The 21,990-nt window shown below is 69.3% G+C and carries 25 protein-coding genes; 13 read left to right on the top strand and 12 right to left on the bottom strand.

All coding sequences use genetic code 11. The annotated features are described in order from the left end of the window. Nucleotides 1-172 precede the first annotated feature (172 nt). Entirely contained in the window at nucleotides 173-1,732 is a 1,560-nt protein-coding gene (locus tag LQ326_RS35575) for a YibE/F family protein (RefSeq protein ID WP_234543199.1), read from the top strand. Between the two features lie 176 nt (nucleotides 1,733-1,908). Here the strand turns inward: LQ326_RS35575 and LQ326_RS35570 are convergent, their stop codons facing one another. From LQ326_RS35570 to LQ326_RS35555, 4 genes are all read right to left on the bottom strand, one after another. Next, on the bottom strand, nucleotides 1,909-2,346 hold the full coding sequence (locus LQ326_RS35570; protein WP_234543198.1) for an SsgA family sporulation/cell division regulator: 438 nt from the start codon (nucleotides 2,344-2,346) through the stop codon (nucleotides 1,909-1,911). A gap of 98 nt (nucleotides 2,347-2,444) precedes the next feature. After that, entirely contained in the window at nucleotides 2,445-3,170 is a 726-nt protein-coding gene (locus LQ326_RS35565) for an IclR family transcriptional regulator (protein ID WP_234543197.1), read from the bottom strand. 277 nt (nucleotides 3,171-3,447) lie between these two features. Continuing rightward, a complete protein-coding gene (locus tag LQ326_RS35560; RefSeq protein WP_089100495.1) occupies nucleotides 3,448-3,660 on the bottom strand; it encodes a DUF5326 family protein in 213 nt (70 codons plus the stop codon). A gap of 164 nt (nucleotides 3,661-3,824) precedes the next feature. Then, nucleotides 3,825-4,142: a cupin domain-containing protein gene (locus tag LQ326_RS35555; protein WP_181808054.1), complete on the bottom strand. Its 318-nt coding sequence runs from the start codon at nucleotides 4,140-4,142 to the stop codon at nucleotides 3,825-3,827. 59 nt (nucleotides 4,143-4,201) lie between these two features. Here LQ326_RS35555 and LQ326_RS35550 point away from each other — a divergent pair, with 59 nt between their 5' ends. The 6 genes from LQ326_RS35550 (at nucleotide 4,202) to LQ326_RS35525 (ending at nucleotide 9,457) form a co-directional block, all read left to right on the top strand. Continuing rightward, entirely contained in the window at nucleotides 4,202-4,579 is a 378-nt protein-coding gene (locus tag LQ326_RS35550; RefSeq protein ID WP_234543196.1) for a phage holin family protein, read from the top strand. A 7-nt stretch (nucleotides 4,580-4,586) separates the two neighbouring features. Further along, the gene (locus tag LQ326_RS35545; protein WP_234543195.1) at nucleotides 4,587-5,078 is read left to right on the top strand and encodes a low molecular weight protein-tyrosine-phosphatase; all 492 of its coding nucleotides are present in this window, start codon (nucleotides 4,587-4,589) and stop codon (nucleotides 5,076-5,078) included. Then, nucleotides 5,075-6,205 (top strand): cystathionine gamma-lyase, encoded by a 1,131-nt coding sequence (locus tag LQ326_RS35540; protein WP_234543194.1) that lies wholly within the window; start codon nucleotides 5,075-5,077, stop codon nucleotides 6,203-6,205. Before LQ326_RS35545 ends, LQ326_RS35540 begins: the two co-directional genes overlap by 4 nt. A 233-nt stretch (nucleotides 6,206-6,438) precedes the next feature. After that, entirely contained in the window at nucleotides 6,439-7,344 is a 906-nt protein-coding gene (locus LQ326_RS35535) for a LysR family transcriptional regulator (protein ID WP_234543193.1), read from the top strand. A 100-nt stretch (nucleotides 7,345-7,444) separates the two neighbouring features. Then, entirely contained in the window at nucleotides 7,445-7,927 is a 483-nt protein-coding gene (locus LQ326_RS35530) for an NUDIX domain-containing protein (RefSeq protein WP_234543192.1), read from the top strand. A gap of 663 nt (nucleotides 7,928-8,590) precedes the next feature. After that, nucleotides 8,591-9,457 carry a GNAT family N-acetyltransferase gene (locus LQ326_RS35525; protein WP_234543191.1) on the top strand — a complete coding sequence of 289 codons (867 nt, stop codon included), beginning with the start codon at nucleotides 8,591-8,593 and terminating at the stop codon, nucleotides 9,455-9,457. Nucleotides 9,458-9,526: 69 nt separating this feature from the next. Here LQ326_RS35525 and LQ326_RS35520 read toward each other — a convergent pair whose 3' ends face one another. Continuing rightward, on the bottom strand, nucleotides 9,527-9,946 hold the full coding sequence (locus LQ326_RS35520) for a GlcG/HbpS family heme-binding protein (protein ID WP_234543190.1): 420 nt from the start codon (nucleotides 9,944-9,946) through the stop codon (nucleotides 9,527-9,529). Between the two features lie 45 nt (nucleotides 9,947-9,991). Beyond that, a complete protein-coding gene (locus LQ326_RS35515) occupies nucleotides 9,992-11,200 on the bottom strand; it encodes an MFS transporter (protein WP_234543189.1) in 1,209 nt (402 codons plus the stop codon). Nucleotides 11,201-11,341: 141 nt separating this feature from the next. Between LQ326_RS35515 and LQ326_RS35510 the strand changes: the two genes are divergently transcribed. Beyond that, nucleotides 11,342-11,800, top strand: a complete 459-nt coding sequence (locus LQ326_RS35510) for a MarR family winged helix-turn-helix transcriptional regulator (protein WP_234543188.1) — start codon at nucleotides 11,342-11,344, stop codon at nucleotides 11,798-11,800. Between the two features lie 9 nt (nucleotides 11,801-11,809). Beyond that, nucleotides 11,810-12,262 (top strand): GNAT family N-acetyltransferase, encoded by a 453-nt coding sequence (locus tag LQ326_RS35505; protein ID WP_234543187.1) that lies wholly within the window; start codon nucleotides 11,810-11,812, stop codon nucleotides 12,260-12,262. A gap of 106 nt (nucleotides 12,263-12,368) precedes the next feature. Here the strand turns inward: LQ326_RS35505 and LQ326_RS35500 are convergent, their stop codons facing one another. Both LQ326_RS35500 and dnaB read right to left on the bottom strand, forming a co-directional pair. After that, nucleotides 12,369-13,754 (bottom strand): serine hydrolase domain-containing protein, encoded by a 1,386-nt coding sequence (locus tag LQ326_RS35500; protein ID WP_234543186.1) that lies wholly within the window; start codon nucleotides 13,752-13,754, stop codon nucleotides 12,369-12,371. An 85-nt stretch (nucleotides 13,755-13,839) separates the two neighbouring features. Continuing rightward, entirely contained in the window at nucleotides 13,840-15,315 is a 1,476-nt protein-coding gene (gene dnaB / locus LQ326_RS35495; protein WP_181805017.1) for a replicative DNA helicase, read from the bottom strand. Nucleotides 15,316-15,774: 459 nt separating this feature from the next. Between dnaB and LQ326_RS35490 the strand changes: the two genes are divergently transcribed. Further along, nucleotides 15,775-17,112 carry an MATE family efflux transporter gene (locus LQ326_RS35490; protein WP_234543185.1) on the top strand — a complete coding sequence of 446 codons (1,338 nt, stop codon included), beginning with the start codon at nucleotides 15,775-15,777 and terminating at the stop codon, nucleotides 17,110-17,112. Nucleotides 17,113-17,298: 186 nt separating this feature from the next. On the opposite strand, the gene rplI is transcribed toward LQ326_RS35490, so the two are convergent. From rplI to rpsF, 4 genes are all read right to left on the bottom strand, one after another. Beyond that, on the bottom strand, nucleotides 17,299-17,745 hold the full coding sequence (gene rplI, locus LQ326_RS35485) for a 50S ribosomal protein L9 (RefSeq protein ID WP_234543184.1): 447 nt from the start codon (nucleotides 17,743-17,745) through the stop codon (nucleotides 17,299-17,301). 18 nt (nucleotides 17,746-17,763) lie between these two features. Further along, nucleotides 17,764-18,000, bottom strand: a complete 237-nt coding sequence (rpsR, locus tag LQ326_RS35480) for a 30S ribosomal protein S18 (protein WP_003949403.1) — start codon at nucleotides 17,998-18,000, stop codon at nucleotides 17,764-17,766. Nucleotides 18,001-18,048: 48 nt separating this feature from the next. Further along, the gene (locus LQ326_RS35475) at nucleotides 18,049-18,639 is read right to left on the bottom strand and encodes a single-stranded DNA-binding protein (protein WP_234543183.1); all 591 of its coding nucleotides are present in this window, start codon (nucleotides 18,637-18,639) and stop codon (nucleotides 18,049-18,051) included. A gap of 77 nt (nucleotides 18,640-18,716) precedes the next feature. Next, nucleotides 18,717-19,007 (bottom strand): 30S ribosomal protein S6, encoded by a 291-nt coding sequence (gene rpsF, locus LQ326_RS35470; protein ID WP_006604399.1) that lies wholly within the window; start codon nucleotides 19,005-19,007, stop codon nucleotides 18,717-18,719. A gap of 263 nt (nucleotides 19,008-19,270) precedes the next feature. Between rpsF and LQ326_RS35465 the strand changes: the two genes are divergently transcribed. From LQ326_RS35465 to LQ326_RS35455, 3 genes are all read left to right on the top strand, one after another. After that, on the top strand, nucleotides 19,271-19,573 hold the full coding sequence (locus LQ326_RS35465; protein WP_234543182.1) for a hypothetical protein: 303 nt from the start codon (nucleotides 19,271-19,273) through the stop codon (nucleotides 19,571-19,573). Between the two features lie 162 nt (nucleotides 19,574-19,735). Then, nucleotides 19,736-20,857, top strand: coding sequence for a peptidoglycan bridge formation glycyltransferase FemX (gene femX, locus LQ326_RS35460; RefSeq protein ID WP_234543181.1), 1,122 nt, complete (start codon nucleotides 19,736-19,738; stop codon nucleotides 20,855-20,857). 84 nt (nucleotides 20,858-20,941) lie between these two features. Beyond that, nucleotides 20,942-21,973: an alanine racemase gene (locus LQ326_RS35455; RefSeq protein ID WP_234543180.1), complete on the top strand. Its 1,032-nt coding sequence runs from the start codon at nucleotides 20,942-20,944 to the stop codon at nucleotides 21,971-21,973. Nucleotides 21,974-21,990: the final 17 nt, after the last annotated feature.

Genomic DNA, 21,990 nt, shown 5'->3' with positions numbered 1-21,990 from the left:
CGGCGTCTCCTGTGAAACATCACTCGTTCCACGTGAAACATCGCGAATACGGAGGTCAGCGCCCTCTCAGCCCGGTGCTCCGAGCTCCCGCGTGTGCAAAGGTGCCTCCACGCTAGCGTCAATTCGGGCGCGGTGAACAGAGGGCCCCTGCCGTTCTTGCGATGATCGGGCGGTGACCTCGACACAGCAGCACCCCTATCCGCCCCCCGAGCCGCGGCACGGCAATGGCGCCTCGGCGGGCGGCAGACCCAGCCACGGGGGCCATGGTGCTGGCGACGGCCACATCCACGGTCAGGGCGAGCAGTACGACCGCGGACACGCTGCCGGCCACGCCCACCCTCACGACGACGGCCACCCTCACGGCCCCGGCCGACACGATGACCGCTCGGCCCACGGCCAGACCCCAGGTCATTCGCACGGACACAGCCACAGCCATGGCCCCGCGGCACCCGTCTCGAAGCATCTGCGCAAGGTCATCGCGGCGATCCTCATCCCCTTCACCGCCGCGGTCGTGGTCGGTCTGGTGGTGCTGTGGCCCGGCGGTGCCCCGCCGCACGAGCGCACGGGGGTCGGCTTCGACCGCCAGACACAGGCGGCGACGGTCACCAAGGTCGTCTCGGTCAGCTGCAAGTCGGTCAACGCCTCCGGAGGCGGCTCGACGGGCGACGCCTCCACCGCCGACGGCACTTCCTCGAAGCCGGAGGACGGTGGCACCTGCAAGAAGGCCACGGTCCGGGTCGACACCGGCAAGGACAAGGGCCGTACCTTCACCGAGATCGTGCAGCCCGACCAGTCACGGCAGTTGCACGAGGGCGAGAAGGTCGTGGCCGCGTACGAGCCCTCCGCGCCCAGGGATCTGCAGTACTCGGTCACCGACGTGAACCGGAAGTTCCCGATGGCCCTGCTGGCCGGGATCTTCGCGCTCGCCGTCGTGGTGGTGGGCCGGCTGCGCGGTGTGATGGCGCTGGTCGCACTCGCCGTCAGCTTCCTGGTGCTGACCCTGTTCATCCTGCCGGCGGTCCTGCAGGGCTCGAATCCGCTGCTGGTGGCGGTGGTCGGGTCGAGCGCCATCATGCTGATCGCCCTGTACATGTGCCACGGGCTGTCCGCCCGGACCTCGGTCGCGGTGCTCGGCACGCTGGTCTCACTGTGCCTGATCGGCCTGCTCGGCTCGGAGTTCATCGACTGGGCCGCGCTCACCGGCAACACCGACGACAACACCGGCCTGATCCACGGCCTGTATCCGTCGATCGACATGAGCGGTCTGCTGCTGGCCGGTGTCATCATCGGCTCGCTGGGTGTCCTGGACGACGTGACGGTGACCCAGACCTCGGCCGTCTGGGAACTGCACGAAGCCAACCCGACGATGGGCTGGCGAGGGCTGTACCGGGCGGGCATCCGCATCGGCCGCGACCACATCGCCTCCGTCGTCAACACCCTCGTGCTGGCCTACGCGGGCGCCGCGCTGCCGCTGCTGCTGCTCTTCTCGATCGCGCAGAGCAGTGTGGCCGCGGTCGCCAACAGCGAACTGGTCGCCGAGGAGGTCGTGCGCACGCTGGTCGGCTCGATCGGCCTGGTCGCCTCGGTGCCGGTCACCACGCTGCTCGCGGCCCTGGTGGTGTCGGCCGACCGGCCGGGCACGGAGACGTCCGTGGCCATGGAGGCCGCGTCGACCGGGGCGACCGCGCCGGCCTCGGCGCGCGGTGGACGGGGGCGGCGCCGGAAGCGGTGAGGCGCGGTCAACGCGGCTGAGACGCGGACAGCCCAGGTGAGGCGCGGACGGCTCGGGTGACGAGCCGAGCCGTCGGCGTCACCGGACCGCAGGCAGATGCCGCGGACGCGCAGAAGCGTTCCTGCCTGTCCCCATGCGGCTCGGCGGACCGGTGACGCACCCCGTGCCGTAACGCTTCAGCCGGCGCTCTGTTCCTCGGCCAGGATGCGGTCCAGAGCCTCGGCCAGGTGGGCGTCGAAGTCGGCGAGCGAGCCCTCCTGGCCGAGCGGCACCAGCTTGTCCGTACGGTCGAGGAAAGCCACCAGTGGCGGCGCGGAGGACCGGAACATCGCCTGGTCACCGCCGACCTGAAGCCGGATCAGCACCTCGCCCAGCACCTCGGAGTCGGCGGGCGCGATGTGCACATCTCCCTCGCCGCACGGCCGCCCCACCCCGTCGATCAGCAGCTCCCGGCCGAAGGCCCAGGTCACCGGCGCGTCCCCGGGCAGGTGGAAGGTGAGCCGGACGGCATAGGGATCACAGGTCTCGTAGCGCAACTCCACGGGGATGCGGAAGGAGAGCTCCTCCGAGACGAGAAAGCTCATCATGACTTCTGCTTGTACGGACTCGCGCATTGCCTACCCCGTCATATGACACCGACTGGCCGGGAATTATCCCTTGATGGTGGTCAAATCTTGCTGAAAGTACATGGCAGATCACAAGGAGTGAGTTTTCAAATACTGATAGCGAGCGCAAGCGACCCCAGATGCCGGCCCACTTCGGCCTGCAACTGCCGCGCGGCCGGCAGCAGCCGGTCGGCCTGGTGGAGGGGGACGGAGATGGCGATCGAGGCGGCCGTGGTGCCGACGGTGAGGGGAATCGCCGCACAGACCGTCCCCAGCGTGTACTCCTGGCGTTCCACCACCGGGTCCATCCGCCGCGTCCGCTCCAGCCGTCGCAGCAGTGTCTGGCCGTCACGAACCGTGTACGGGGTGAGGGGCCGCACGGGATAGCGGCCGAGATGGTCGCGGCGGACGTCCTCGTCCAGCTGGGAGAGGAGGCACTGGCCGACGGCGTGCGCGTGTCCGGTCTCGCGGAAGTCGGCCCACTCCGCGACCGCCGGGGCCGCCGGGGAGTCGGAGACGCACATGACCTCGATCTCGCCGTCCCGGTACAGGGCGTAGTACACCGGGACCCCGATCGAGTCCCGCCAGTGGGCGAGGGTGTCGACGACCGCGCTGCGACGTTTCTGCTGTGCCCCGCTGCTGCTCAGCCGCTCCGCCGCCTCACCCAGGAAGAACAGCCCCTTGTCGCGGCGCAGGTAGCCCTCGTGGACCAGGGTGCGCAGCAGGTGGTAGGCGGTGGGCAGGGCGAGGCCGGTCTCCCGGGCCAGTTGTTTGGCTGGGGCGCCGTGTTCGTGTCCGGCGACGCACTCCAGCAGGCGCATCGCACGCTGCACGGAGCCGATGAGGGTGGCCGAATGCGGCTGTGCGGCATCGGCCGGGGCGGCCGGCGGCCGCTGCACGGGCGGCGTGCCGGAACGGCGTTGGATCGGGGGTGGAGGAAGTTCCGTGGGTACGGGGGCGGCGTCAAGCGTGGCCAAGGGGCACTCCCGGAGCGCGAGGGGGTCAGCGACTCTAACCGTCCGCCGCCGCTCCCGGTCGGCCCCTGCGGGAAACTTCCCTCCCCCGAGGGAACCGGTGATTCCTGTTACCGGCCACCGATTCCCACAGGTCTCACCAGTCGCTCTTCGACGAGGAGTTCGACATGAACTTCCGCACGATGTAGATCAGTCCGCCGACCAGCGCCACGAAGATCAGCAGCTTGAAGAGCAGGAAGACCACCCAGCTGATCACGGCCGTGATGAGACCGCCGAACACCACCAGCGCGATCACCGGCACCGCGATCCACTTCACCCACCACGGCAGACCTGTGAAGATCTCTCGCATTGCCCTGTCCTCCGCCTTCTCGTGCGCTCCGGCACGTACGGTCTCGTGCGTCCCGCACGATGTGATGTCCTGCACCCGATGCTAGAGCCGCGAAGGGGTCGTACGGGGGCCCTGGAGCCCTTGTCCTCCCCTGACCCTTCCCCTAGGGAACCCCGAGGGAGAGGTCAGGCCTCGGGGGGAGAGAAGACGACCAGGACCCGCAGATCCTCGCTGATGTGATGGAACTTGTGGGCCACCCCGGCCGGCACGTACACCACGCTGCCCCGCGCCACCTGCGTGGTCTCCAGGCCGACGGTGATCGCGGCACGGCCGCTGACCACGAAGTAGACCTCGTCCTGGTTGTGCGGCTGCTGCGGGTCGTGCGAGCCCGCGTCGAGGGCGTAGAGGCCGACCGACATGTTCCGCTCCCGCAGGAACTGCAGGTAGGCCCCGTCGTTGGCGGCGCGCTCCGCCTCCAGTTCGTCCAGCCGGAATGCCTTCATCGCCTTTGCCGCCCTCGCCCCACTGCTCGTATCCGATCTCTTCTGCCACGATCAGACACATGATGAATTTCCTAGTCAAGACGATCGCCAACGCGGGCGCCCTGGCGGTCGCCGTATGGCTGCTCGACAAGATCACCCTGACCGGCGACAGCACCGCCAAGAAGGTCTGGACGCTGATCCTGGTGGCCCTGGTCTTCGGCCTGGTGAACTTCCTGGTCAAGCCGATCGTCAAGATCCTGACCTTCCCGCTGTTCATCCTCACCCTCGGCCTGATCACCCTGGTGGTCAACGCGCTGATGCTGCTGCTGACGTCCTGGGTGTGCGACAAGCTCGACCTGAGCTTCCACGTGGAGGGGTTCTGGACGGCCGTCCTGGGCGGCCTGATCATCTCGATCGTGTCCTGGGCCCTCAACATGATCCTTCCCGACACGGACTGAGCGGCTGATGACCTATCGCGTCTGCTTCGTCTGCACCGGCAACATCTGCCGTTCCCCGATGGCCGAATCCGTCTTTCGTGCCCGCCTGGCCGAGGCCGGGCTCGACGACCGTGTCGACGCCGACAGCGCCGGCACCGGCGGCTGGCACGAGGGCGACGGCGCCGACCCGCGCACAGTTCGCGTTCTCAGGGAGCACGGCTACGACAGCGACCACATCGCACGCCAGTTCCAGGCGTCCTGGTTCGCCCGCCTCGACCTCGTGATCGCCCTCGACTCCGGCCACCTCAAGGCCCTGCGCCGCCTCGCCCCCACCGAGGAGGATGCGCGCAAGGTACGCCTGCTGCGCTCGTACGACCCGGCCGCAGGCGACGACGTGGACGTACCGGATCCGTACTACGGCGCTCTGGACGGCTTCGAGGAGTGTCTTGAGATGGTGGAGGCGGCGAGCGAGGGCCTGCTCGCCGCTGTGCGGGACGAAGTGGAGGGAACGGCGGCATGAGCGAGGCGGTCATGGGCGAGGGCACACGCGCGGTGCGCGCGGGGCTGCCCGAGCCGGTCAAGAACGAGCCGACCCTCCCCGGGCCGGTCTTCGCCGCGCACTTCCATCTGCCGGGCGAGGTGAGCGGCCCGTACGCCTACGGGCGCGACGAGAACCCGACCTGGACCCACCTGGAACGGGCCATCGGCGAGTTGGAGGCGCCCGGCGAGGACGTCGAGACGCTGGTGTTCGCCTCCGGCGTGGCGGCCATCGCGGCGGTGCTCTTTTCCCAGCTGAGCGCCGGGGACTCGGTCGTCCTGCCCTCCGACGGCTACCAGGTGCTCCCCCTGGTGCGCGCCCAGCTGGAGGCGTACGGCATCGAGGTGCGCACCGCGCCCACCGCCGGCGACGCCCAGCTCGACGTCCTGGACGGGGCGAAGCTGCTGCTGATCGAGTCGCCGTGCAATCCCGGGCTCGACGTCTGCGACATCCGGCGGCTCGCCGGAGCGGCACACGCGCGTGGCGCCCTCGTCGCCGTCGACAACACCCTCGCCACTCCGCTCGGTCAGCGGCCGCTGGCGCTGGGCGCCGACTTCTCCTTGGCCAGCGGCACCAAGCAGCTCACCGGCCACGGGGACGTGCTGCTGGGGTACGTCGCCGGGCGCGACACGGCGGCCATGGCGGCGGTACGCCGCTGGCGCAAGATCATCGGGGCGATCTCCGGGCCCATGGAGGCCTGGCTGGCCCATCGCTCCCTGGCCACCCTCCAGCTGCGGGTGGACCGGCAGAACGCGACCGCGCAGCTGCTCGCGGAGGCGCTGCGCGAGCGGCCCGAGGTGACCGGCCTGCGCTACCCGGGGCTGTCCGACGACCCCGCGCACAAGATCGCCTCGCAGCAGATGCGCCGCTACGGCTCGGTCATCTCCTTCACGCTGCCCACGCGCGCGCGTGCCGAGCGTTTTCTCCGGGCGCTGCGGCTGGTCGACGACGCGACGAGCTTCGGCGGGGTGCGTTCCACGGCCGAGCGGCGGCTGCGCTGGGGCGGGGACGATGTACCGGAGGGCTTCATCCGGCTGTCGGTCGGGGCCGAGGACCCCGATGATCTCGTGACCGATGTGCTGCGCGCGCTCGACGAGTCGGATCGGTGACCGGATTACGGACGCCCGCCCCCATGGGAGGGGCTACGCATGACGGACGGTCCGAGCCTCCCCCCTCGTGGCTCGGACCGTCCCGGTTCTCGCGCGCCAAGAACCGCGCGACCCAGGCTAGTTGACTCTGCGTCAGTGTCCAATCACTGTAACGGCAGAGACCTATCGACTTATTTATAGTTGGGGACCTGCCCGAGGGCCGGAAAGGGGCAGGGCGAACGGAAGGGTGTGCGATGGATCTGGCCTTGCTGCGCACCTTCGTCACCGTGCACCGGGCCGGCTCCTTCACCCGCGCCGCCGCCCTGCTCGGCCTCTCGCAGCCGGCCGTGACCTCCCAGATCCGGACCCTGGAACGACAGCTGGGCCGCCCGCTCTTCCTGCGTCAGGCCCGCGGGGTGACTCCCACGACCATCGGCGACGAACTCGCCCACAAGGCCGCCCCGCACCTCGACGCCCTCGTGGAGATAGCGGAACGCGGCCTCGACGACGACTTCTCGGTACGCACGCTGCACCTCGCCGGCCCGCCCGAGTTCACCGCCGAACGCGCCCTGCCCGCTCTCACGGAACTCACCGGCGACGACGGCCGGCGTTTCGCGCTGCGCGCCTCGTTCGGGAACGCCGAGGAGACCCTGGAGGGGCTGTCCGCCGGACACCATGACCTGGCCATCAGCACGGTGAGGCCGCGTGGCGCCCTGCTCACCGCCAGCGCGCTCTGCGACGAGGAGCATGTACTGGTCGCCGCCCCGCGCTGGGCCGAGAAGATGGATGCCGGTACGGTACGCGGCAAGGGCGCGGCCGCCCTGGAGCACCTGCCGGTGGTCGAGGTCCACGAGTCGCTGCCGTTCGTCTCGCGCTACTGGGGTTCCGTCTTCGACACACGTCCGGCCGCCTCGGGCACGGTCGTGGTACCCGATCTGCGCGCGGTCCTCGCCTGTACGGTCGCGGGGGCCGGCCTCGCGGTGCTGCCCCGGTATCTGTGCTCCGCCGCTCTGGAGCGCGGTGAGGTCGTGGCGCTGCACGATCCCGCGGTGCCCCCGCTGCGGACGTACTTCCTCGTAGTGCGCACCGGCACGCTCGCCATGCCACATGTCGCGCGGGCGCACGAGTGGCTCCAGCACGCGGCCGCGGACTGGGACTGACCATCGGGGAGCCGAGCACGTTCGGCGGTTTGACGCCATGCGTCCACGCCGCGGCCTTTCGCGATGTTTCACGTGGAACCAGCTGGGCCACATTTCTCCCATGACCGTCCGACCCGTGGTCAAGCGCACCGCCCGCGCCGTTCTGCTGGACGGCGACGACCTGATTCTGATCAAGCGCACCAAGCCTGGTGTCGATCCCTACTGGGTCACTCCCGGTGGCGGGGTCGAACCAGAGGACAGCACCGTCGTCGACGCCCTGCACCGAGAGGTGGACGAGGAGCTCGGCGCCAAGATCACCGACGTGGTGCCCTGCTTCGTCGACACTGTGGAGCACATCGGCGACAGCGGCAGTGCGAGCGGCGTGAAGGTCCAGCACTTCTTCGTCTGCCGGCTGGAGTCCATGGATCCTGCCCTGCGACACGGCCCCGAGGTCGATGAGCCCGCCGGGGAGTACGAGATCGTACGGGTCCCCTTCACCCGTGTGGGGATCGCCTCCGTGCACCTCGTACCGCTGTCGCTGCGGCACTACCTGGACGGCAACATCGAGGGTGTGCGGGCCATGCACGCCCCGGACCTCGGATGAGGGATCAGTCGCCGCCGATGACCAGTTCCTCGACCGAGTCATGCCGGATGCGGTGCGGGGGATGCCGACGTCCCGCAGCGGGGTGATCTCAAGGCGCGCCCGCTGGTCGACGACCGCATGGACCACGGGGCGGGAATTGCGCTGCTGGAGCCGAAGCAGGGTGCCCGGCCGTGGCCCCGAAGGGGCCGGACACCGCATGCTGTCCGCCGCGGCGCCTGAGGGCTCCCTGAAGGCACGCCGGCTCTGCCGTCGGCCGGCATTCACTCCCAGGGGCCCCGCGGGCACGGGAGGGCAGCCTGAGGCGGCCCTGGGGCGTTCCTGCCCGCCGTCCGGCGCCCCGGCCAGACACTCGGCGAAGGGATCGACCGCGGGCCTGTCGTGGGACATGAACCAGCCTCCGCCGTCCGTGCCGTTGTTCGTATGCGTGGCGGGCGGAGCATCCGTGCGACGAGCGAACCATCGACTCCTTCGATTACCGGAGGCCGCACACCAACGAGATCGCCCGGTCGAACTCCATGGTCTCGGCTTCCAGGCCCAGTTGGTTTCACGTGAAACGTCCCGGGTCCGTCCGGAGGCACGGACGGCTACCGCATGGCCAAAAGCGCGTGCGTCCGCAATGAAAGCGGTGGACGCCAGGGGTGTGGGTCGGCAAGCCTGACCCGCGTGTCAACTCTTTCCGACGCCGCTCTGCCCATTCGTCGACTGACGCCGTGCGATCTCAGCGCCTGCTCCGACTTGTCCGAGGATCGGGGCTGGCCCCGTGAGGAACACAAGTGGCGCTTGCTCCTCACGGCCGGGAAGGGGTACGGCATCGACGACCCCGGCGGTGGCCTGGTCGCCGCCTGTGTCATCACGGAGTACGGCCCGAGGGAACGCCCGCACCTCGGCGCGGTCGGTATGGTCCTGGTCGCCGAACGGCACGCCCGCCAGGGCATCGGGCGCCGGCTGATGCGGCACATCGTCTCAGTGATGGGCACGACTCCCCTGACCCTGTACGCGACGCCGTACGGCCGTCCGCTCTACGAGGAACTGGGGTTCAAGGTCACCGGTCGTTCGGAGATGTTGTCCGGGCACTTCACACCGGGCGGGTCCGAGCCTCGGGTGGCGACCCGGGCGGCCACCGCAGAGGATCTCGGCCCCATCCTCAGGCTGGACGAGGCGGTGTTCGGCGCCGACCGCACTTTTCTCATCACCCGGCTGCCCGCGTTCTCGGACCTGCTGCGGGTCGCCGTGGACGACGGGCGGATCGTCGGCTACGCGGCCGCCTGGCCGAACATGGAGACGCATGTCGTCGGGCCGCTGATCGCCCGTGACACCGAGACGGCGAAGGCCCTGATCTCCTCAATCGCCGCCCGCACCGATCGCCCGCTCCGTACCGACATCGACGTCCGGCACGATGAACTGCTGGCCTGGGCGAAGGCGCGTGGGCTGACCTCAGTCGCCATGAACTCCGTCATGACGTACGGCATCACGGAGTCGCCGGGAGACTGGACCCGGCGGTTCGCACCACTGACGGTCGCGGCAGGCTGAGAGCCAGCGGTACGTGGCAGGCTGGCACCCCCCGGGGGGTGCCAGCCTGCCAAGGCGAGCGGGCCGCTGTCAGGCGAGTGCCTGTACGGCCGCGGCGGCGAAGCCGTGATCCTGATCAGGCGCACCGCCGCCGACGCCGATCGCTCCGATGAGCCGGCCGGCCCGCTGGACGGGGATCCCGCCCGCGATGAACAGCAGCGGCCTGTCGAGGGCCGTGGGCAGGGTGTGGAAGAGGCCGCCGGGCTGGACGGCGTCCACAAGGTCGGCGGTGGGTGTGTTCAGCTGGAGCGCCGTGTAGGCCTTGCGGGTGCTGGTCTCGCCGGAGATCAGCACGGCGCGGTCGTCCCGCCGGAAGGCCAGCAGGTGGCCTCCGGCGTCCAGCACGGTGACGCTGACGGTGACCCCGGCGGCCTCGGCGGCGCGGCCGGCCTCGGCGATCAGGAACTCTGCGTCCTGGATGGTGAGCGGGGCGACGGTGGTGGTGCTCATGGTTCTCCTCGGATGGTGCCGACGTGCGATGGGAAGTGCGGGGGATCAGCGCTGGACCGACGACGGGTGTCCGGCGGGCGTGCCGCTGGTGACCACCGGGATCGGGGCGCTGTCGCGGCGCTCGAGGGCGGCCGACAGGAAGGCGAGGACGAGGGCGGCCGCGGCGAGGGCGGCGCCGACCCAGTTGGGTGAGGTGTAGCCGAAGCCCGCGGCGATCACGAGGCCGCCGAGCCAGGCGGACAGGGCGTTGCCGAGGTTGAACGCGCCGATGTTCACGGCCGAGGCCAGGGTGGGTGCGCCGTGGGCGTGGTCGAGGACGCGCTTCTGGAGCGGGGGGACGGTGGCGAAGCCCAGGGCGCCGATGAGGGCGACGGTCACAGCGGCCGCGATCTTGCTGTGCGCGGTGAGCGTGAAGAGCGCGAGGACGACGGCCAGGGCGCCCAGGGACACGTACAGCATGGGCATCAGGGCGCGGTCGGCGAACCTGCCGCCGATGAGGTTGCCGCCGACCATGCCGAGGCCGAAGAGGACCAGCAGCCAGGTGACGGAGCCGTCGGCGAAGCCGGTGACATGGGTCATCATCGGCGCGATGTAGGTGATGGCCGCGAAGACTCCGCCGAAGCCGAGGACGGTCATCGCCATGGCGAGCAGGACCTGGGTGTTCTTGAACGCGGCGAGCTCGTGCCGCAGGTGCACGCCCTGCGGCTTGGGCAGCTCGGGGACCAGCTTGGCGATACCGGCCAGCCCGACGACGCCGAGGGCGGCGACGATGCCGAAGGTGACGCGCCAGCCGACGTGCTGCCCCACAAGGGTGCCGAGCGGGACGCCGATGACGTTGGCGACGGTGAGTCCGGTGAACATCATCGCGATGGCCCCCGCCTTCTTGCTCGGGGCGACCAGCTCGGCCGCCACGACCGAGCCGATGCCGAAGAAGGCGCCGTGGGCGAGAGAGGCGATCACACGGCCGATCAGCATGACGGCGAAGGAGGGAGCCACGGCGGACAGCAGATTGCCGGCGATGAACAGGCCCATCAGCAACATCAGCATCCGCTTGCGCGGGATCCTGGTGCCCAGCACGGTCATCAGCGGGGCGCCGATGACCACACCGAGCGCGTAGCCCGTCACCAGCAGGCCGGCGGTGGGGATGGAGACGCCGAAGCCACCGGCGACCTGGGGCAGCAGGCCCATGATCACGAATTCGGTCGTTCCGATTCCGAAGGCCCCGATCGCGAGGGCCAGAAGCGCGAGAGGCATGGGGGTACGACCTTCCCAGACGATTGCAGGTGCGCTTTACGTGCGTCCACAATAATTGCAGACGCTGACTATATGCAAGCGAGGGATATTGCATGCTTGCTCTATCCTGGGTTCAGCCGCTCCGGGACGGAGGAAACGCCAATGACAGCGACAGACCCCGCGCTCACCGCCCTCGCCCAGGGCTGGTGCGCCCTCTCCCTGCTGCACGGGAGGATCGAGGCACACATCGAGCGCGCCCTGCAGGCCAGGCACGACCTGAGCGTGCGCGAGTACTCCCTGCTCGACGTCCTCAGCCGGCAACACGACGGCGAAGGTGGCCATCTGCAGATGAAGCAGGTCGCCGACGCTGTCGTCCTCAGCCAGAGCGCCACCACTCGGCTGGTCACGCGCCTGGAGGACCGCGGTCTCCTGGAGCGTTACCTCTGCCCGACCGACCGCCGGGGCATCTACACGAACGTCACTGAAGCAGGGCTGCTACTACTGGAAGAGGCCCGCCCCACCAACGACACGGCGCTGCGCGAGGCCCTCGACGAGGCGGCCAGGGACCCGGAACTGGCTCCCCTGGTCCGGGCCGTGGAGTCGCTCCACGTGCCCGCATAGGCTGCCGGTATGGGAGACCTTGACGTACGCGCCGCAGTCGCCGACGACATCCCGGCGATCGTAGGCATGCTCGCCGACGACCCGCTGGGCGCCCAGCGGGAATCACCGGACGACCTGACGCCCTATCTGAGCGCCCTGGAACGGCTCAGTGCCGATCCCAACCAGCAGTTGGTCGTCGCCGTCCGCGAAGGCCGCGTCGTCGGCACGCTCCAGCTCACGGTCATCCCCGGGCTGTCGAGGCGCGGCGCCAGCCGGGCGGTCATCGAGGCCGTGCGTATCCACGCCGACGAGCGCGGCAGCGGGCTCGGCACCCGCTTCATCGAGTGGGCGATCGACGAATCCCGCCGCCAGGGCTGCCGGCTGGTTCAGCTGACCTCGGACGCGTCACGGACCGACGCCCATCGCTTCTACGAGCGGCTCGGCTTCACCCCCTCGCACGTGGGCTTCAAGCTCGAAATCTGAGTCCCGGGGACTCCGACACCTCAGCGGCTCGTAGCCGAGCAGGGCGGCCACACGGAGCGGTGTTCCAGGTGTTCCACGTGAAACACCGCCCCCGCCCTCCCATCCGCTAGCCGATCCCCCGCCACCCCTCGGGGTCCACTCCACCGGGGACGGGAGCCGTCTCGTCGTACGGCTGACGCGTAAACACAAATGATCCGAGGTCCAGATGGCTCACCGTGCCGTCCGGCCGCCGTACCGGCCGCAGCGACTCCCCTGCGTAGTAGCCCTCCAGGCCCGTCCAGGTGCCGTCGCCGTTGGAACAGAAACGGGCTCGGCGGCCGGCGCCGGTGAGCGGCCCCAGCGAGATGAGCCCGTCGGCCGTCACCCGCAGCACGAAGGCATGTGTGCCCCAGTACCACGGGCCCGCCAACTCGAGTACGGAGGGCTCGACTTGGGCCAGAGGACGCCACGGCTCAGGGATGCGCGGCTCGGCTTCCGCGACGATACGGACGAGATCGGCACCGGTGGCTGACAGCAGCGGGCCCGAGGTGCAGTTCGCCAGCACCACGGCCGCCACGTCGTCGTCCACACTGATGGTGAGGCTGGCCAGGAAGCCGGGCAGCGAGCCGGAGTGCCCCACCAGCAGCCTGCCGTCGCGACGCTGGATCTGCAGACCGAGGCCGTAGGCGGCGCCGTCCAGTACGTCGGCGGGCTCGGGAGGGGCGGCCGGGGTACGCATCTCCCGCACCGACTCGGCGCTCAGTACCCGGTCGTTCCCGGCCGCCAGGAACACGGCGAAGCGGGCCAGGTCGCCGGTGGTCGACCAGAGCTGCCCGGCCGGTGCCATCCGCCCGAGGTCCTCCAACGGTTCCGGGAGCATGGCGTCGGCCCAGGGATGCACCGCCCAGCCACCGGCGTGCGGTGCCCGCGGCTGGGTGCTCGTACGGGCGAGGCCCAGAGGTTCGAGCACCTCCCGCCGCAGCACCTCCTCCCAGGGGGCACCGCGGAGTTCCTCGACCAGTGCGCCGAGCAGGGTGTAGCCGGGGTTCGAGTAGTGGTGCCTGCGACCGACGGGGTGCAGCAGGGGCTGCTCACCGAGGACATCGTCCAGCTCGGGCCGCAGCGAACCCGGAGTGCGCTCCCACCAGGGAGCCGGCGACTCCGCCGCCAGGCCTCCGGTGTGCGCGAGGAGCTCGGCGATGGTCGCCTCCCCCGCGCCCGTGCCCGGCAGATGCTTCTCCAGGGAGTCACCGAGGTCGAGCAGTCCTTCGTCACGAAGCCTCAGCACCAGTACGGCCGTGAACGTCTTGGTGATCGAGCCGATCCGGTACTGCACGTCCTCGTCCGGCCCGTGCCCGTCCACCGAAGTCCGCGCCCCGTGCCAGACGGCGCGGCCGCCCCGCACGACCGCAGCCACCAGTGACGGCGCCCGGCCTTCGGACTGGGCCACGGCGATCCGATGCAGCAGTGCCCGCCGGGTGGCGGGGAGCAGCTCTTCCTGGAATGTCGTCATGCGCCCAGTGCACCTTGCGGGCGGACCCGGCGTCGAGTCCATTCCGGGTGACGCCGGTCAGGTCAGCGCCGTTCGCCGGCGGGGATCAGGTCTGCGCCATGTCCACGAAGCGGGAGTAGTGGCCCTGGAAGGCCACGGTGATGGTCGCCGTAGGCCCGTTTCGGTGCTTGCCGACGATGATGTCCGCCTCGCCCGCGCGCGGCGACTCCTTCTCGTAGGCGTCCTCGCGGTGGAGCAGGATGACCATGTCGGCGTCCTGCTCGATGGAGCCGGACTCACGCAGGTCGGACACCATGGGTTTCTTGTCCGTACGCTGCTCCGGACCACGGTTGAGCTGCGAGAGCGCGATGACCGGGACCTCCAGCTCCTTCGCCAGCAGCTTGAGGTTCCGGGACATGTCCGAGACCTCCTGCTGACGGCTCTCGGAGCGCTTGCCGCCGGACTGCATCAGCTGGAGGTAGTCGATGATCACGAGCTTGATGTCGTTGCGCTGCTTGAGCCGGCGGCACTTGGCGCGGATCTCCATCATCGACAGGTTCGGGGAGTCGTCGATGTAGAGCGGCGCGGCCGAGACATCGGGCATCCGGCGGGCCAGCCGGGTCCAGTCCTCGTCCGTCATCGTGCCGGACCGCATGTGGTGCAGGGCGACCCGGGCCTCCGCCGACAGCAGGCGCATCGCGATCTCGTTGCGGCCCATTTCGAGGGAGAAGATGACGCTGGGCAGATTGTGCTTGATCGACGCGGCCCGCGCGAAGTCCAGCGCGAGGGTGGACTTGCCCATGGCGGGGCGGGCGGCGATGACGATCATCTGGCCGGGGTGCAGGCCGTTGGTGAGCGAGTCCAGGTCGGTGAAGCCGGTAGGGACGCCGGTCATCTCGCCGGTGCGGGAGCCGATCGCCTCGATCTCGTCGAGGGCGCCCTCCATGATGTCGCCGAGCGGGAGGTAGTCCTCACTGGTGCGCTGTTCGGTGACGGCGTAGATCTCGGCCTGGGCGCTGTTGACGATCTCGTCGATGTCGCCGTCGGCCGCGTATCCCATCTGGGTGATGCGCGTCCCGGCCTCGACCAGGCGGCGCAGTACGGCCCGCTCGTGGACGATCTCCGCGTAGTACTCGGCGTTCGCGGCCGTCGGCACCGTCTGGACGAGGGTGTGCAGATAGGAGGCGCCGCCGACCTTGTTGATCTCGCCGCGTTTGGTGAGTTCGGCGGCGATGGTGATGGGGTCGGCCGGCTCACCCTTCGCATAGACGTCGAGGATCGCCTGGTAGATGGTCTCGTGTGCGGGCTTGTAGAAATCGTGGCCCTTGAGGATCTCGACGACATCGGCGATGGCGTCCTTGGAGAGCAGCATGCCGCCGAGCACGGACTGCTCGGCGTCCAGGTCCTGCGGGGGAACCCGCTCGAAGGTGGTGCCCCCGCCGTCCCAGTCCCCGCTGTCCCGGCCCCGGTCGTGCCGGTCGTCCCGGCCGCGGCCGCCCTCGCGCCCTCGGCGGGAGGCGGGCAGACGATCACCGGGACCGGCGTCGGCCCACGGATCGTCCAAGGGCTCGGAAATGCTCACCGAGCCACCTCCTCCCGTCCGCACCGCGGACCTCGCCATGCCCTCTTTGATACGGCACGGCACTGACAACTGAGACGCCCCATTCCGGTTCTGGACGCGTCGGTTTTGTGAGGTTTCCGAGGCCGTGACAAGGAGCGGGTGCCGGACCACGGTAGGCCCGCGGGCACCGTCAGCCAATCTGGTTATCCACAGGCCATGTGGACGACGGCCCGTATGCTGTGGAGAACCCGCCAAAACCTGTGTACGACGCGGTGGACAGCCCTGTGAACAAGCCCTCGAACCCTGTCCACAACAGCTCCTGACCTGCCGCTTTCCCATCCACCGGCTGTGCAGAAGAAAAACTTTCCCAGTCGGGCCAAGATCGCTTCGAACAGTGCGCGACAGTGTGGGGCGTACAGCCAACAGTAAGGACCGCAGGTCGATTGCATCTCTTACCTGTGGACGATTAGATTAGCCCCCATGTCACAGGCTCCCGCGATCCCCAAGGCCACCCGGCGGCGGCACGACCGGGAGATCGTCGCACTGGCCGTCCCGGCCTTCGGCGCGCTCGTCGCCGAGCCGCTTTTCGTCATGGCCGACAGCGCGATCGTCGGCCATCTCGGCACCGCACAGCTCGCCGGCCTCGGGATCGCCTCAGCCCTCCTCACCACTGCCGTGAGCGTCTTCGTCTTCCTCGCCTACGCCACCACGGCCGCCGTCGCCCGCAGGGTCGGCGCCGGCGATCTCCAGGCAGCGGTCCGCCAGGGCATGGACGGCATCTGGCTGGCATTGCTGCTCGGTGCCGTGGTCATCGCCTTCGTCCTGCCTCTCGCACCGGGCATCGTGGACGTCTTCGGTGCCTCGGCCACCGCAGCCCCCTACGCGACCACCTACCTGAGGATCTCCTCCCTCGGCATCCCGGCCATGCTCGTTGTCCTCGCCGCCACCGGCGTCCTGCGCGGTCTCCAGGACACCCGCACGCCGCTGTACGTCGCCGTGGCGGGATTCATCGCGAACGCCGGGCTCAACGCGGCGCTTGTCTACGGTGCCGGACTGGGCATCGCCGGCTCCGCCTGGGGCACGGTCATCGCCCAGTGCGGGATGGCGGCGGTCTATCTGACCGTCGTCGTGCGCGGCGCGCGCAGGTACGGGGCGTCGCTGCGTCCCGACACCGCCGGGATACGGGCCTCGGCACAGGCCGGCGCACCCCTGCTCGTCCGGACACTCTCGCTGCGGGCCATCCTCATGATCGCCACTGCCGTGGCGGCCCGGCTCGGTGATGCGGACATCGCCGCCCATCAGATCGTGCTGTCCCTGTGGAGTCTGCTGGCCTTCGCCCTGGACGCGATCGCGATCGCCGGGCAGGCCGTCATCGGCCGCTGTCTCGGGGCGGATGACGCCGTCGGCGCCCGCGAGGCCTGCCGCCGCATGGTCCATTGGGGTATCGCCACGGGAGTGGTGCTGGGCCTCCTCGTGATCGCGGCCCGGCCGCTTTTCCTGCCCTTGTTCACCGGTGACCCCACCGTGAAGGACACCGCCCTGCCGGCGCTGCTCATCGTGGCGTTCTCCCAGCCGATCTCCGGCGTGGTCTTCGTCCTCGACGGCGTACTGATGGGTGCCGGAGACGGGCGGTATCTCGCCGGGGCCATGGTCCTGACTCTCGCGGTCTTCGTGCCGGCGGCCCTGCTCGTGCCCGCCTTCGGCGGCGGGCTCACGGCTCTCTGGGGTGCCATGACACTGATGATGACCGTGCGGATGCTCACCCTCTGGCTGCGTGCCCGCTCCGGCCGGTGGATCGTGACCGGCGCGACGCGCTGACCGTTGCGTCCCGGCGCCGGTTTCACGTGAAACATCGCGAGCTGTCACGGTTCACGTGCACACCCGCGGCTCCGTGTCCTCGGCGGCAAACGACCCACCGAAGAGGCAGCCAGAGGCACCAAACCAAAGGGGCCGCACCCTCATGGGTACGGCCCCCTTCAGCTACTGCTCAGACCGAGCGCAGCGTCAGCCCGCGATGACCTCGATGTTGACCTTCGCGGCAACCTCGGGGTGCAGACGCACGGACGTCTCGTGGGCGCCCAGGGTCTTGATCGGCGAACCGACCTCGATGCGGCGCTTGTCGACCTCGGGGCCACCCGCAGCCTTGATCGCCGAAGCGATGTCGGCCTGGGTGACGGAACCGAAGAGGCGACCGGCGTCGCCGGCACGGACGGCCAGACGGACCTTGACGCCCTCGAGCTGGGCCTTCACCTGGTTGGCCTGCTCGATGGTCTGAATCTCGTGGATCTTGCGAGCACGACGGATCTGCTCGACGTCCTTCTCGCCACCCTTGGTCCAGCGGATCGCGAACTTCCGCGGGATCAGGTAGTTGCGTGCGTAGCCGTCCTTGACATCGACGACTTCGCCGGCAGCGCCGAGGCCGGAGACCTCGTGGGTGAGGATGATCTTCATGAGTCGGTCACCCCTCCCTTAGCGCGCGGTGGACGTGTAGGGCAGCAGCGCCATCTCACGGCTGTTCTTGACGGCCGTGGCGACGTCACGCTGGTGCTGCGTGCAGTTGCCGGTCACGCGGCGGGCACGGATCTTGCCGCGGTCGGAAATGAACTTCCGCAGCATGTTCGTGTCCTTGTAGTCAACGTACGTGACCTTGTCCTTGCAGAATGCGCAGACCTTCTTCTTCGGCTTGCGCACAGGCGGCTTCGCCATGGTGATTCTCCTGTGTGATCAAGAAGTGGGGATGCGAGCCACTGGCCCTTAGAAGGGAGGCTCGTCCGAGTAGCCGCCACCGCCGCCGGAGCCGCCGGAGCCACCGCCCCAGCCGCCGCCACCCTGGTTGCCGCCAGCGGCCGGAGCGCTGGAAGCCCAGGGGTCGTCGTTGGGAGCGCCGCCCTGCTGGCCGCCGCCGGAGCCGCCGCCCCAGCCGCCGCCACCCTGGCCGCCCCCGCCGCCGTAACCGCCCTGGCCACCGCGGCCGGCACCGCCGGCGGTCTTGGTGACCTTGGCCGTGGCGCTCCGCAGGCTGGCGCCGACTTCCTCGACGTCCAGCTCGTAGACCGTGCGCTTGACACCCTCACGGTCCTCGTAGGACCGCTGCTTCAGTCGGCCCTGCACGATGACGCGCATGCCTCGCTGGAGCGACTCCGCGACGTTCTCCGCCGCCTGACGCCAGACCGAGCAGGTCAGGAACAGGCTCTCGCCGTCCTTCCACTCGTTCGTCTGACGGTCGAAGGTGCGGGGGGTGGACGCGACACGGAACTTCGCGACCGCCGCACCGGAGGGGGTGAAGCGCAGCTCGGGGTCATCGACAAGATTGCCGACGACCGTGATGACGGTCTCGCCTGCCATGGGGGAACCTCTCGGCGGGTTTGCTGCTGGCTGCTTGTGCTGCTACTCGGAATCCCGGGACCGGCTGAGCGGTGAGCTCAGTGGGTCTCGGGACGGAGGACCTTGGTCCGGAGGACCGACTCGTTCAGGTTCATCTGGCGGTCGAGCTCCTTGACGACCGCAGGCTCGGCCTGCAGGTCGATGACCGAGTAGATGCCCTCGGGCTTCTTCTTGATCTCGTACGAGAGACGACGACGGCCCCAGGTGTCGACCTTCTCGACCTTGCCGTTGCCCTCACGGACGACGGAGAGGAAGTTCTCGATCAGGGGGGAGACGGCGCGCTCCTCCAGATCGGGGTCGAGGATGACCATCACCTCGTAGTGACGCATGTGGAACCCACCTCCTTTGGACTCAGCGGCCACGGTCGTTCCGTGGCAGGAGGGTTGTGATGCGTACGCAACGCTATCGGCCGCCACTGACATTCGGGGGTTCCCGCTGGGATCCCGGTCAGGGCATGGGCAGACACCGGTGCAGAGGGTACAGAGTACCCGCACACCCGCTTCCGGTTGAAATCAGGCCGCCAGGACCCTCAGTCTGTACACATCGGGTGTGTACGGCGCTACAGTGCGCCGCCTTCCGCAGGAGGTGCCCTATGGCACAGGCATTGCGACCCAACACCGCCGGATCACTGTTCGCCACCGACGGCAAAACCCATCCGCTCCAGGACTCCCTGACGGCAGTGACGCTGGCGCTCGGGCTGATCGCCTTCATCACGTCGTTCTTCCCCAGCCTGAACCTGCTCAGTTCCTGGACCGGCCTGATCGGTATCTGCACCGGTCTGTACGGGCAGTGGATCTCGATCACCACGCGCGAGCGCTTCGGTCTGATCCTGGGTCTCGGTGCCTCGGGCATCGGTTTCTTCATCGGCATGGCGAACGGCGGTCTGTTCGGCTAGTCCGGCACCCGCGGCAGCACCGTGGAACGCCCCGGCCCGACAGGAGCCGGGGCGTAGGCGGTGTACGCCCAGTCAGGTCGCGGACAAGGCGCAGTAGGCTTCGGCGCGAGAGCCGGAGCCCCTGTATCCATGGGGACACACCAGCCCGAGGAGCGCCCCGACATGAGCCTGACCCTGAGGACCATCAGCCGCGAACAGCATCTGGCGTACATCCAGAGCCTGCAGGCGGCGAGCCACATGCAGGTCCCGGCCTGGGCCGATGTCAAGGCGGAATGGCGTTCGGAGAACCTCGGCTGGTTCGACGAGCGCACCGGCGAGATGGTCGGCGCGGGCCTGGTGCTGTACCGCCAGCTGCCCAAGATCAAGCGCTACCTCGCCTACCTTCCCGAGGGCCCGGTCATCAACTGGTTCGCGCCGAATCTCGACGAGTGGCTCCAGCCGATGCTGGCCCACCTCAAGCAGCAGGGCGCGTTCTCGGTGAAGATGGGCCCGCCGGTGATCATCCGGCGCTGGGAGTCCAACTCCATCAAGCAGGGCATCCAGAACCCGGATGTGAAGCGCCTGCGCGACATCGAGGCCGACTTCATCGAGCCGCGCGCCTTCGAAGTGGCCGACAAGCTGCGCCGGATGGGCTGGCAGCAGGGTGAGGACGGCGGCGCCGGCTTCGGCGACGTCCAGCCCCGCTACGTCTTCCAGGTGCCGCTGGCGAACCGTTCCCTGGAAGAGGTCCACAGGAACTTCAACCAGCTGTGGCGGCGCAACATCAAGAAGGCCGAGAAGGCGGGCGTCGAGGTCGTCCAGGGTGGCTACCAGGATCTGGAGGAGTGGCAGCGGCTGTACGAGATCACGGCCGTGCGCGACCACTTCCGGCCGCGCCCGCTGTCGTACTTCCAGCGCATGTGGACGGCCCTCAACACCGAGGACCCCAACCGGATGCGGCTGTACTTCGCCCGGCACAACGGGGTCAACCTGTCCGCGGCGACCATGCTGATCGTCGGCGGGCACGTCTGGTACTCCTACGGCGCCTCCGACAACATCGGCCGTGAGGTGCGGCCCTCGAACGCCATGCAGTGGCGGATGCTGCGCGACGCCTACGCGCTCGGCGCCACCGTCTACGACCTGCGTGGCATCTCCGACTCACTGGACGAGACGGACCACCTCTTCGGTCTGATCCAGTTCAAGGTGGGCACCGGTGGACAGGCCGCCGAATACCTCGGCGAATGGGACTTCCCGCTCAACAAGCTGCTCCACAAGGCGCTCGACATCTACATGTCGCGCCGCTGACGTCACGCTCCGTGCTTCTATAGCCCTGACACACCGTAGTCCTCTGGCACTCCCCAGCCACCCAGAAAGGTCCCAGGTCCGGCCATGGCGCTCACGCTCTACGTCGACACCGCGCGCTGGCGGGCGCACCACAAGCACGTGCAGGAGCAGTTCCCGGGCCTGGTCCCGGTCTGCAAGGGCAACGGCTATGGCTTCGGGCACGAGCGGCTGGCGGAGGAGGCCACCCGGCTCGGCTCGGACATCCTGGCCGTCGGCACGACGTACGAGGCCGCGCGCATCAGGGACTGGTTCGGCGGCGACCTGCTGGTGCTGACCCCGTACCGGCGCGGCGAGGAGCCGGTGCCGCTGCCCGACCGGGTCATCCGCTCGGTGTCGTCCATCGACGGTGTGTACGGCCTGGTGGGCGCCCGGGTGGTCATCGAGGTGATGTCCACGATGAAGCGGCACGGCATCAGCGAGCAGGACCTGCCGCAGCTGCACTCGGCCATAGAGAACGTCCGCCTGGAGGGCTTCGCCATCCATCTGCCGCTGGACCGTACCGACGGCTCGGACGCCGTCGAGGAGGTCATCGGCTGGATGGACCGGCTGCGCGCGGCGCGGCTGCCGCTGCACACGATGTTCGTCAGCCACCTCAAGGCCGACGATCTCGCCCGGCTGCGGCAGCAGTTCCCGCAGACCCGGTTCCGGGCCCGGATCGGCACCCGGCTGTGGCTGGGGGACCATGACGCGACCGAGTACCGCGGGGCGGTCCTGGACGTCACCCGGGTCGCCAAGGGCGACCGGTTCGGCTACCGGCAGCAGAAGGCGGCCTCTGACGGCTTCCTGGTGGTCGTGGCGGGCGGTACGTCGCACGGGGTGGGTCTGGAGGCTCCCAAGGCCCTGCACGGCGTCATGCCGCGCGCCAAGGGCGTCGCACGGGCCGGCCTGGCCACGGTGAACCGGAACCTTTCTCCGTTCGTCTGGGGCGGCAAGCAGCGCTGGTTCGCGGAGCCGCCGCACATGCAGGTGTCGATCCTCTTCGTGCCCTCCGACGCCCCGGAGCCGAAGGTCGGTGAGGAACTGGTGGCCCATCTGCGGCACACCACGACCCAGTTCGACCGTCTCGTGGACCGCTGACCGTTCGCAGGACAGGG

The organism is Streptomyces shenzhenensis, from assembly GCF_021462265.1.
Classification (GTDB): Bacteria; Actinomycetota; Actinomycetes; order Streptomycetales; family Streptomycetaceae; genus Streptomyces; species Streptomyces shenzhenensis.
This window is presented reverse-complemented; position numbering and strand designations above follow the sequence as displayed.